The sequence below is a fragment of the Nostoc sp. CALU 546 genome, assembly GCF_048836525.1.
Window position 1 is genome coordinate 1 of the sequence record NZ_JAWJTF010000065.1, and the last position, 12,555, is coordinate 12,555.

Consider the following 12,555-nt stretch of genomic DNA (forward strand, 5'->3'; position numbering starts at 1 on the left):
TACTTTACCTTCTACTATCAAGGGAATGGAAGCCCAGGCATTATTCGCTATAACAGTCACAAAATCTGCTAAGTCGGGATATCTAGCAATCATGGCTGCTAAATTTTCTAAAAAAATCGGCTGCCCAGTTCTGACTGTTTCTGCTATTTGGTTAGGTGCTGTTAGCGGAAAACTTGTCCAAGTATTTATGAGTGTTTGCGGATAGCCAATTGCTTGCACAACTTTTAGGGTAGTATTTCCTTCAGTAAGTAAGACAACGGAACCACCAGTAGCTTCCAAAGCGGCAATGCCTTGGTTCACCACTACATCAGTCACCTGTTGGGGAGTTAAGGCTTCCGAGAAGGCAGCAGTTATTTTTTGTAAAAGTACTGTGCGATTGACAGACCGTTCAGCTTCCTGTTTTGCCTGTTGAGTTTCCTGGTAGAGTCTAGCATTGTCGATGGCTGTCGCCGCCCGACGAGCAATATCCTCTGCTAAAGCCAAGTCTGTTTGTTGGTAGTACCGACCAGATTCGGCGGTAAAAAAAGAGATTGCTCCAAATAATTGCCCACGGGAACGGACTGGAATCACCATGAGAGAACGGATACCCAAGCTTCGCAGCAATTGCAGATGTTCCTCATTTTCAGCCATCTCTACAAGATTAGAGTCAGATAATTCGGAGTAAAAGGCAGATATTCCTAGCCTTAGCTGCCGGACAAGCTGTTTGGCTCTGCTTTTGGGTCGATAACGTCGTCGGATTTCGTCTAAAATATTTAGTTTTGTAGGGTCGGCAATTGCGATCGCAATTTGTTTACTTGACCAATCTTCCTGGAAAACATCTACAATACACAAGTCTGCGAGGGTTGGAACTGCCAGATTAGCCACACTTTCCAAAGCGATCTCATAATCTAATGAGGCAGCTAGTAAGGTACTGGCTTCGACTAAAAACTGTTGTGTGGCTTCAACTCGTTTGCGTTCGCTAATATCCTCAATAATGCCTAATGCATACTTTGGTTGTCCGTTAGTATTCCAAACTGCTGATGAAGTTAGGTTTACCCAAACAATGGAACCATCTTTGCGGATGTAGCGCTTCTCTAGGGAATAACCACTAATTTCTTTTGCCAAGACTCGCCGAGCATTCTCCCAATCAACTTCTAAGTCATCAGGGTGGGTAATTTCCTCGAAGTTCATTTGAATTAACTCTTCATGGCTGTATCCAGTAATTTCGCACAGAGCAGAATTAATTTGTAGAAATTGTCCATCCAACGCTACCAGACTAATCCCCACAGCTGCCTGATTGAAGATTGTTCGGAACCTTTCTTCGCTTTCCCGCAAAGCAACTTCTGTTTCCTTTGCTGCTGTCATATCTGCCAAAATAATTCCAATCCCTACTGTTTCACCCATTGCATTGTTAACTGGGTAATAGTTGCCCAGCCAGTAACCGTAACGTTCGGGTTCCTCTCTTGTATCACCGCTAATTTCCACATTCAGCAGGGGTTCTCCAGTATCCAACACCCGTTGTAACTGTTGCTCTAACTCAGCCGCCATCGCTGGCAACACTTCTCCAAATTTGCGTCCTAGATGTTCTTCTATAGTCAAACCGTTAATGTCAGCGAAAACTTGATTAATTCTGATATATCGCAGTTCCCGATCTAAAAAGCATACAGCAACGGGAGCAGCACCTAGCAGCGCATCTAGAAGAGATAGAGATTCAGCATAATGGATTAAAGCCTGGTTGATATCTCGATAAAGTCGGGCATTTTCTACTGCTAAAGCAGCACGATGGGTAATATCTGTTGCTAAAGTTAGGTCAGAGCGATCGTAGCGACGGTCTGATTCTGCGGTGACAAAGCTGATAGTGCCGAGGACTCGCCCTTGCCTGATTAACGGCACAATCATCACAGACTTCATCCCCAATTGCCGAACAAGTTCTAAGTGTTCCTGATTCTGAGTACTTGCTACTAAGAGCGAGTCAGATATCTCTGAGATTAATTCGCTTTGCCCAGTTTGTATTACTCTAGTAATTAATGCACTGACACCGTTGTAATCTTTCACATACTCCTGAAGTTTACGCGCCAACTCCGCTTTCAATGGGTCTGCATGGGCAATGGGTAAACGGCGAATGGAGCCATCATCATTTAAAATGTCTACGCTACACCAATCAGCAAGTTGGGGAACTGAGATTTTGGCAATTTGTTCTAATGTTTCTTCATAATCTAGCGAAGTAGAGAGTAAATTGCTAATCTGGGCGATATAGCGCAGTCTTTCCTCAGCTTGCTTACGCTCTGTAATATCGAGAATAAAAAAAGCTCCTCGTTCTACAGTCCCTTCAAAATGGCTACCACCTGCCAAAATTGGGAAGCGTGAGCCGTCTTTTCGGATATATTCTTTTTGATATGGAGTGCAAAAGGAGCTAGCTTGAAATTGATTCAGTGCTTGCTTATCAAGCGGCAGGTATTCTGTAGGTGTCAAGTTTTGCCAGTTAAGTTTTCCAGAAACTAATTCTTCACGAGAATAACCCACCATATTCAGGAAGGCATCATTAGCATCTGTGATCCTACCGTCTCTATTCCAGAAGCCAATACCAATCATATTTGACTCAACCACGCTGCGAAACTTCGCTTCGCTTTCGCGTAATGCTTGCTCAGTTTGTTTCAGTTGAGTAATATCAATTGAACTAATGCCCACTCCCAATAACTGCCCATCCGGCAAACATACTGGATAATAACTGGCAAGACCATAACGATATACCCCAGGCGGATAAGTTTCACCACTTACTTCCTGATTCAGTAAGGGCTGCCTAGTTTTCATCACTTGCTCAAAAACAGGCTCAATTTGGGCTGTCCATTCCGGTAGTACTTCTCTAAAGGTGCGACCAATATGTTGACTTTGTGGTACACCGTTGATAGCGGCCAGGGCTTCATTAGCGTGAATATAGCGCAGTTCAGTATCAAGAAAAGCCAGCGCTACTGGTGAACTAGTCAGCCAAGCATTGAGTAACGCCAGAGATTCGTCTTTTTGCTGAACAGCTTCCTGAAGTTCCTGATGCAACCTAGCTTTTTCTATTTCTGCCTGCTTGCGCTCAGTAATATTCACACCTGCACAAGTAATACCCTGAATGTTATCGTCTGCATCTCTTAGTGGTTCAACCAGCAAATCATAGTAACGGTCTTCTCCACAAGTTGTTAGATAAACTTCTTCACGAGTTGCAACACCAGTCTCTATTACCTTTAGCTTAATTGCCGTCAATTGCTCTGCTACTAAGGCTGGAAATAATTCATAATCAGACTTTCCTAACATTTTCTCAGCAGTTTCTAGACCTTGAGGATTATGAATCCACTGATATCGCAAATCACGATCCTGCTGAAAAACTAAAATATCTGAACTGCTTAACGCTAATCGAAATCTCTCCTCACTGACTCTCAATTTTTGTAGATTTCCATCAGCCCGTTTTTTAGCAGTCTTTAATGATTCACAGATGATACTAAAAAGCAATCCCTGTAATGCAAACAACCCAATTCGCACAGAATTTGATAAATCAAAACTTAGCTCAAAAACTGGCGGTAGGAAGAAGTAATTGCTCAGTAGAACAGACAAGGAAGTTGCTAAAAGCCCTGATTTCAAACCACCATACCAAGCACTCACTGTTACAGCGCTAAAAAATAGCAGGAAAGGAGTTCCACTCATGCTTAACCAAGGGTCTAGCATCAGCATTAGCACTAATGCAATTGCAACAATTAATACAGTAATACCATAACGTAGTGAGTGGAAAGAATGAATATGAGGCATGAAAATGTTTTGGAAGAACCAATACTTATTGCAAAAGCTGTATACACCCTAAGCTAGGTTGCAAATTTTAGTAATTTATCTCCAGATAGATTTTTCTTTATTTATAAAAGCTTCTTTTGTTAGAGGTTAATTACTCGGTAATATAGTAATAGAAGCTAGAATTTATCACTAATTTTTTATCAAGAAAGGCAGTAAAGGAAGCAAACTTGCGGTTTAAGACCCCCACCAAATTGAAAATTTGGGGCTGCTTTTTCAGGAGAGGTTTGAATCCTATAAGTGAAAAAAACCTTCTGCCTTCTGCCTCCTTCAAATCCATAACATGCGTTTGCCGATCATAAATACTCAATTTTAAGAAATCCAGCGACTCAAGTTTATAATAAATGCCAAAATAAAGGGCCTTTTAACTCAGTACTTGGCATGGGCTAAACACCCAGCTAACGGAACTCAGCATTCTTCATAACTGAGAGGGAGCAACACTGATACCGCGCACAAAAATATCTACACAGGTTTCGATATATTCCTCACAACTATAGCTGCCTTGATTGAATTTTGCACTGCGACATAGCATTCCAGCTAGCAGCATTCCTGTAAACATATCGACTGCCGGAAATGGATCAATGTCTGCTCTAACAGCGCCTCGTCTCTGACTCGATTGCAGGTAAGCTACCAGTTTTTCCCCTAAAGGCTTGGCAGCTTCTTGAATCACTTGTTTGGCTGCCTCTGGATGACGTTTGGCTTCCCCAATGAAGGTACGAATTAAGTCCTCCTGTACCTCTAGCATATTATTGTAAAGATGGGCATATTGTCTTAAATCAATTTTCAAATCCTGTGTCCACGCTTCAGGGTGTGCAAGGGCTTCTGTCTGGAGTGCCAAGGCATTTTCCATTACTGCTCCCAGAAGTTGTTCTTTGCTAGCAAAGTGGCGAAATAAAGTCACCTCATTCACACCAGCAACACGAGCTATTTCACGGGTAGTTGCTCCTTGAACACCTAAACTAGCAAATACCTGCGAGGCGGCTTCTATCAAACGTGTACGGGTAAGAGCTGATGAACGGATAATTTTATTCATTTATGCTGGCAAGTACTTACTTACATCATAGGTTATGTAGAAAAAGTTGTTGCATTAGCGTCGCTTACCATAAGCAAGGTATGGCTGAAAGCGGCGAGAAACTTCATCCTAAGAGTGGCTAAAGGTTGCTCCCCCCGCCGCATGGGGCATGGGGCATTGGTAGCTTCTTCCCCATTCTCCATCCCCTTGTGAGTGGAGTTTTTTATCTCTTGCCCTTTTCCCTTTAATTGGAAGTCTCTAATGTTTTACTCATTTTAGTAACTGGAACAACTATCCCACTCCTTAAATAATGAGGTGCTCTTTGGATGGCAGTAAATCCCAGTCGTAAATAAAACCCTTCGGCATAAAGGCTAGCAGTTGTAATTACCTTATCCATACCTTGAACAGTTGCTTCGTCACAAAAATGTTGCACTAAAGCCCGCCCAATTCCTTTACCTTGATATTTAGGATGAACATACAATCCAATCAGTTCATCAACAATGAAACTAGCAAAACCCATAACCACATCTCCCTCGATCGCAACCCAGAAAGTTTCCACTTTCATACTCTTCAAGATATTTGAACCATCAGGTTTGTCACGGTAATTACGCCAAGCTAACAGTTCTTTTTGGGTATAGAAAGTTGCAGGTAGAGCTTTGATAGCAGCAATATGAATTGCACTCAGCACCCACGCATCTGTTTCTTGGGCAGGTCGAAGAGATATTTCGTTAGCGCTCATAAGGCAGGAGGCAGGAGGCAGAAGGCAGGAGGCAGAAGGCAAGGAGGCAAGAGGAAAGAAGTATGAATGAAAACTTTAGTTCCAGGTAATTCCGAGTTTAAAAAGAAGAATTGTGTTGTAGCGACTGTCTTAAAAATTAAGCGATCGCTTAACGCATCGGTTTCAAATTTCTGTTTCAACTCACTAGAATCTTGCTTAATTTTGGATTTTAGAGACATCTAAAATCCAAAATCTAAAATCCAAAATTCTTACAGTTGCCGCACTAATGGCTGACCATCTTTGACTTCACCAATCAAAACTAAATCGACACAGTTAACGAAAATACCATTTTCCAGAACGCCGGGAATGTTATTCAATGTCTTTTCTAGTCCGGCTGGATCTTCAATAGAGTCAAATCTGACATCTAAGACAAAGTTTCCTTGGTCAGTGATTACTGGCCCAGCTTTTTTTACACCCATACGGAGTTCTGGTTTGCCACCGAGTTTTTTGATGGCATTGGTTACTGGAGTAATTGCCATTGGAATCACTTCCACAGGCACAGCGAAACTAGAACCTAAGCGGTCTACTAATTTTCCACTGTCTACCACGACGATGAACTGTTCTGCCAGGTAGTCTACGACTTTTTCGCGGGTATGTGCTGCACCACCGCCTTTAATCAAATTTTTCTGTGGATCGACTTCATCTGCGCCATCAATGGCAATATCGATGTGGTCAATAGCATCTAAGGTGGCGAGAGGGACACCGTACTGCTTCGCCAGAACTTCTGACTGAAACGAGGTGGGTATGCCTATAATATCTTTGAGTTCACCAGACTTTAGGCGATCGCCTAAAAACTGAATCGTATATGCTGTAGTTGACCCCGTACCCAACCCCACAATCGAACCCGACTTGACTAGGGCGGCGGCGGCTTTGCCAACTTCTTGCTTCATCAACTTTACGGGATCTGTTGTTGTCATTCCCAAAACTCCTGAAAAACTGGCTATAGTCCATAGTAGTGGGCAGATAACGCCAAAAGATGAAAGCTAAAAAACAAGTTTTTGCTGATTTCTACCCCCTTGATTATGAAAACCAGCTAATACCCTACGTAGCTACGCAACATTGCTCATCTGAAGTTCGTCACTAACTGAGTTACGGGTTATTAAGAACACCAAATTTTGCGTTAACCTCAGTAACGTAGTTTTTTAAATTCATTTAGCAGTTAAAAGTGGTTATGGTGATGCGTCAGCTTTCAATTACTCTATCTTTAATGGCACTACTACAAAGCTTGCCAGCAATTGCTCAAGTACCAGAAACTACTTCTGGAATCCCGTCTGATTCAATTCAACAGGTAACTGCTGTCAAATGGATGACAAACTTTCCCGATGGCAAATTTTATCCAGAAAGGTTACTGAGTCGGGCAGAATTAGCGTCGATTATGGTAAAAGCATTTCGCCTAGATAAAAGAGAAGCTGTTAACAAAGCAAATTTAACTGTTCCAGATGTTCCTCGTTCTTATTGGGCATTTAATGATATACAGACAGTCTTAAAAACTGACATCATGAAAGGCTATCGAGGCAATGAATTCTTCCCTAACCAAAAGGTGACAAGGGCAGAAGCTCTTGCTATTTTCGCCCAGGCTTATGGTGTATTTCAGTTTCCCGATGACGCGGTGAATGAGATTCTGGCTTCATATCCAGATGAAAAGTCTATCCCAACTTGGGCTAGAAAGGCGATCGCTACTGTAGCTACCGAGGGATTTCTTAACACAGATGCTCAAGGCAATATTTCCCCATTAAAACCTGTTACCCGTGGGGATATGGCTTATGTCTTGAGTAAATATTTGCAACGGCAACAGCAACAACCCGAAACACCAGAAGTTCCGGTTATTCCAAATAGCCCACAATCACCTTAGGGACTTCCAAATCAAAAAATATCCCATCGTTTTTAGGGCAGGGAAGCAGGGGGCACTTAGCTGGGGGAGGAAAAGTCGTTGTGATTCCAAAAATTGGATAATTTATTTTTTGGAGTTCCCTTAGCTGAATAAAATTCAGTTAAGCTTTGTGCTTAAACTCAGTTTTGACCCGGACTTCTATACTTGTCTCGAATCTGGCGAAGATATAAGGAATTAGACTGTGTTGGTTGCTGCAAGACATTATTCCCATAATTAGATTGTGGTGGTTGCGTCGGCTGCTGCAACCCATAATTTCCATATCCCGCAGGGTTTGTGGGTGTGACAACACTTTGACTCGGATTTTGGCTAGAGTAAGGTGCAATATTACTTGGTGCGGCAAAGGTAGCAGAAGGCGTCACTGGTGAGACATTAGGCACTAGCTGACCATTATTTAAATGACCGTAGGGATTTTGCGGTAAGTTCGTACCCGTTGATGTATAACCTGTACTAGGAGTTAAACCATTACTAGGTACTAGCTGACCATTATTTAAATGACCGTAGGGATTTTGTGGTAAGTTCGTACCCGTTGATGTATAACCTGTACTAGGATTTGACTCAGTGCTTGGTAGAGAATTCTGACTGGGTAAGTTGTTGATGGGTGGCATTAGCGTTGTTCCTGGGTCAGAGACTTGTCCCAAGGCATTTGTCGGAGTTGCAGTCCCATTAAAGCTAGACAATTTCTCGTTTGTTGATTGGTTGAGTGCTGCTTGCAGAGGACTGATAGAGAGAGAATTTTGATTCTTATTGGTTTGATTAGTCAATCCAATACCCAGGCTAGAGGACTTTTCTTCCTCCCCTGTTGGTTCAGACGCGGTATTTAAAGTCTTAAGACCTAGAAACTGGTTATTATTATCAACTATCCCAGTACGCAATAAATTTTCTGTTTGTACGACAAAGGGATTTTTCATCACTGGGGAGGTGTTGCCATTAATGCCTATAGGATTTGATTTAGCATCACTAGCAGATTTTTGTTTGTTAATTACATCTTCTAATAAGCTTGTGCTCTTTTTTGCCTCAGTCTTTTCATTAGGAGTATTTGCCTTTAATGAGAGAGCTGCTTCCTCAAAGTCATTAAACAAAACTGGCAGGTTATCAATATCTGCTGCAATGGCTCTATTTTCTGCTGACAGGGAGGATTCATCAGGCTGTTGTGGAGCAACTTGATTTTTTTGCTTATAAACGAAAATATCTGGATTTGACCAGTATTCCCAGGTTACTAGCCCTACTACAGATAAAAAAATTGCAGTTCCCCAAAAACCAGGTCGTCCTAGATTCCATAACCTGGCTCTGAGATAGCGTAAGTAGGCGGGAGGATAACGACGATTTGGCATGTTATTAGTAATTTAAATTTACTATAAATCGGTAAAATTTGACGGAAGAAGCGTTGCTGTTTGATGCTTTGATTTAGCTCAAGAGGAAATATCTCAACTGAAGTTCGTAGTGATTTCATCCTAACTTCTCAAGAAGTTATTAGTCATTAACAATAGACATCTAGTAGTCAAAAATTTACTTTTTTTACCTTTTTAAACTAAACCGTTTAGTTTGTTGGCGAAAGCTTTCTCGTAAAAGTAGACACGCAGCGGCTACATAAATTGCCTGAAAATCAGGGTTTCGGCTATTGTTTATGTAAGTCCTGACCCGAAAAATTTGGTATTTCACTCATGCTTAGACGTTTAAGTAGCCGTAAAATCTCCTCAGTGGCTATTTTTGTGCTTGTTGTATGCTTTACTCTGATAAGTGTGCGTTCATTTGGGCAATCAATTATGACATCAGCACCCCAACTGCTCACCGATCCATTTTTGCAACTGCCAACGGAAACCTCAGTGCGAGTAGTTTGGTTTACTGAGTTTGCTGGTGTTAATCACACAGTAACTTACGGTGAAAATTTCAAACAAACTGCTAAGGCAAGTACTACCAAACTCACTCGCACGCGTGAAGACCAAGAGTCAAGAGTTGCAAACCAAACCAAAGACGGCGAAGTTTATCAAAAACCCGTCCAGCGTGAAATTTGGCGACATGAGGCTGAGGTAACTGGCTTAACTCCTGATGTGAGGGTAAATTATCGTGTTACGAGTGTGCGAGAAGATGGTGAGAGGGTTAACAGTGATGTTTTTACCCTTGCAGCTACTCCCAAAACAGATACACCATTAAAAATTTTACTCACCTCAGATCATCAATTAAAGCCGATGACAGCAGCAAATCTGCAAAAGGTGGTAGAAACAATTGGACGAGTTGATGGAGTATGGTTTGCTGGTGATTTGGTGAATGTTAGCGATCGCGCCTCAGAATGGTTTGATGATAATAGTGGTGGTGCATTGTTTCCCGGTTTGCAAGGTCGTGCTAAATATGACATGACGCATAACGACGTTAAGACAACATACACTGGTGGACAAATAATTCAACACGCACCCATGTTTACTTGCATTGGCAATCATGAGGTGATGGGGCGTTTTGCCAGGACGGGAAGTTTAAATGATGAATTTGATGATACAATTCCCCGTGCCGTTGCTCAAAGAATCTACCGAGACAAATCTTTAATAGATAATTCTTTTAATACTAATACCTATGAAGAGATTTTCTCTTTACCAAAAAGTAAAGATGGTGGAAAAAAGTATTATGCAGTTAGCTTTGGGAATGTACGTTTGGTGGTACTGTTCGCTACGAATATGTGGCGGACTCCCAGCTTAGATAGAAAGCGTAGGGGTAGATATCAGGAAGCCGAAAGGGATTTAAATAATCCTGAAAATTGGGGTTATGGACAGGTGATTTATGAGCCAATTGCTAAAGGCAGCAAACAGTACAATTGGCTAGAGGCAGAACTCAACAGCCCTGAGTTTAAACAAGCAAAATACAAAGTTGTAATGTTCCATCATCCACCCCATACTTTGGGTGATAATATAGTTCCTGCTTATACAGAACCAGTTCAAATAATTGAACGGGATGGTAATAATATCAAAGCAGTGCGTTATGAGTACCCCAAAGACGCAGATTATATTATTCGTGATGTTGTCCCTTTATTAGAATCTGCTAATGTCCAATTAGTATTTTATGGGCATTCCCATTTGTGGAATCGCTTTGTTAGTTCCAGTGGAATGCACTTTCTAGAAACTTCCAATGTGGGCAATACTTACGGTGCTGCTTGGGGTGACAGAAAGCGAGAAGTGCCAATTGGATATCAAGAAGATTATGTTAAGCTTGGTGATCCTAATGGTTTAGAACCAATAGTGCCAACAATTGCTCCCTTGCTGGGCGAGGATGGGAAACCGATGCCTTATATTGCGAGTAATGATATTACAGTTTTCAGTATCTTTGATACAGGAACAGGTACGATAAGTAGTTATCGTTTTGATACTCGCAAGCCTGATTCAGAAGTATTGAAGTTTGACGAATTTAAGTTGAAATAGTAATTACACCAAGGGAAACACATTATTAAAGAAGGCAGGAGGCAGAAGGCAGGAGGGAGAAGGCAGAAGGCAGGAGGCAGAAGGCAGGAGGCAGGAGGCAGGAGGCAGGAGGCAGAAGGCAGGAGGCAGAAGGCAGGCGGCAGAAGGAGCGTCTTGCTTATTAATTTTAAGAATTTTTAATTGGAGCGATCGCGTAGCGTCTCGTAGAAAAGCGAGCGACTTGACTAAAATTAGAGTGTCACCTTTTGGTTATAAGCATTAACAAAACTGGTGTAGTCATACTCGACTTGAGTTGCATAGTCCACCGCAAAGTTAATAATTTCGTCTTTGAATACAGCCTTGTTACCGCTCACAATATCAGTTACTTCTTTGTCAACGCTTAGGGGAATAATCGCAGCATCGTAGTCTTTATCTGAGATTGCATGGTTCTTGGCAACAACCTTCCCTGCATACCCCATTGCATCCATGAATTTTGACTTAGTGGTTAGCAAAGTATAATCAAAGTCCACTTGATAGGGTGATTTTTCATGCAGCATAAAGGGAATGCTAGTGACCGTAGTATAGCCAAGCAATGGATCAGTATTAGAGAGCATTGCTTTCGTGGCGATTGTCACTCTTGCCCCTTCTTGGTTTCCGTAGACTGAACTTGGCAGCAAACCTGGAACTGCGATCGCAACTGCGCTATTACCTTCCTGCTTCATTTCCAAAATGCGATCGTCGTCGGTTGCTGAACTTGGGCCCTCAATCAATAAGTAATATCGGTACTTTCCAAGACTACCAATGCCTGAACCTAATTTGAGGCGAATGTCTTTGAGGGTGTAGTAACTATTGTTGTAGCGCTTACTGCTCGGAATTGAAGCGATGTAGCTGCTCATAGCCTCAGCAATGTCTGAATAGGTACTGGCAGATACAGACTTAAGTTCCAAAGTTGTTTGGAATACTCGATTGTTGCTGTTATTTAACTGCGTATATTTATTTAAAAACTTCAAACGGCTCTTATCTGATACCTTTTCAATCAAATCTTTGACCACACCATTCGTATTGCTGGATTCCAAACGATATGACAGTTCATCATTGGTTCCCTTAAAGTCACTCATCTTGTTCAGATAAGCATCCAAAAAATTCCTGACAATATCCTGAGCATCGCTTGAGCTAATACCGTTTTCTTTAGCTGCCAACAGAATGGAGACTGCCATCCGTCGCAAGTCCCAAACGTAGGGGCCAAGATAGCCTTCATCAAAATCAGTGGTGTCAAAAACGTTGTTATCGTTACTATCTCTTATGCCTCCAATATTTTGCAGATGCATATCTCCCTCTAACCAGATGGCTGATGTTGAAGAATTCACAAATTCTGAACTTGGCAAGGTCTGCATATCACGATAAAAAATGTGAGCCGTCCCTCGATAAAAGGCGAATGGGCTAGCTTTCATCTTTTGTATCTTCGTTTCCAGTTCTTGAGGCAATTGAGAAGCAAAGGGATGATTGTATTGGTAAATTTCATTTTCCACCCAAGTCGAACGGGGAGTTGCAGCTTGAACTGGAGATGCAAACCCCAAAATTAAAATTAAGACAACTGCGATCGCAGATATGTGTTTGGTCATGACAATCTCTTAGGTGTAAAAAATTGACTCTTATTAGACTCTTGTGTAGATACAATCATCCAACA

At 41.8% G+C, this 12,555-nt stretch carries 8 protein-coding genes; 2 read left to right on the forward strand and 6 right to left on the reverse strand.

Going from position 1 to position 12,555, the window contains the following annotated elements; genetic code table 11:
* The 4 genes from RRG12_RS26755 to rpiA form a co-directional block, all read right to left on the reverse strand.
* A partial coding sequence (locus RRG12_RS26755; RefSeq protein WP_420761267.1) for a PAS domain S-box protein occupies positions 1–3,768 on the reverse strand: 3,768 nt, incomplete at its 3' end.
* A gap of 454 nt (positions 3,769–4,222) precedes the next feature.
* A complete protein-coding gene (locus tag RRG12_RS26760) occupies positions 4,223–4,837 on the reverse strand; it encodes a TetR/AcrR family transcriptional regulator (protein ID WP_069070378.1) in 615 nt (204 codons plus the stop codon).
* A 223-nt stretch (positions 4,838–5,060) separates the two neighbouring features.
* Complete coding sequence (locus RRG12_RS26765; RefSeq protein ID WP_420759888.1) at positions 5,061–5,555, reverse strand: GNAT family N-acetyltransferase; 495 nt, start codon at positions 5,553–5,555, stop codon at positions 5,061–5,063.
* A gap of 248 nt (positions 5,556–5,803) precedes the next feature.
* Positions 5,804–6,511 carry a ribose-5-phosphate isomerase RpiA gene (gene rpiA, locus RRG12_RS26770; protein ID WP_069070380.1) on the reverse strand — a complete coding sequence of 236 codons (708 nt, stop codon included), beginning with the start codon at positions 6,509–6,511 and terminating at the stop codon, positions 5,804–5,806.
* Between the two features lie 260 nt (positions 6,512–6,771).
* On the opposite strand from rpiA, the gene RRG12_RS26775 reads away from it, so the two are divergent.
* Positions 6,772–7,446, forward strand: coding sequence for an S-layer homology domain-containing protein (locus RRG12_RS26775; protein WP_181929517.1), 675 nt, complete (start codon positions 6,772–6,774; stop codon positions 7,444–7,446).
* A gap of 158 nt (positions 7,447–7,604) precedes the next feature.
* Here RRG12_RS26775 and RRG12_RS26780 read toward each other — a convergent pair whose 3' ends face one another.
* A complete protein-coding gene (locus RRG12_RS26780) occupies positions 7,605–8,816 on the reverse strand; it encodes a hypothetical protein (protein ID WP_420759887.1) in 1,212 nt (403 codons plus the stop codon).
* 432 nt (positions 8,817–9,248) lie between these two features.
* Here RRG12_RS26780 and RRG12_RS26785 point away from each other — a divergent pair, with 432 nt between their 5' ends.
* Positions 9,249–10,889: a metallophosphoesterase gene (locus RRG12_RS26785; protein ID WP_420759886.1), complete on the forward strand. Its 1,641-nt coding sequence runs from the start codon at positions 9,249–9,251 to the stop codon at positions 10,887–10,889.
* A gap of 230 nt (positions 10,890–11,119) precedes the next feature.
* On the opposite strand, the gene RRG12_RS26790 is transcribed toward RRG12_RS26785, so the two are convergent.
* Positions 11,120–12,490 carry a DUF2252 domain-containing protein gene (locus tag RRG12_RS26790; RefSeq protein ID WP_420759885.1) on the reverse strand — a complete coding sequence of 457 codons (1,371 nt, stop codon included), beginning with the start codon at positions 12,488–12,490 and terminating at the stop codon, positions 11,120–11,122.
* Between the last annotated feature and the right edge of the window lie 65 nt (positions 12,491–12,555).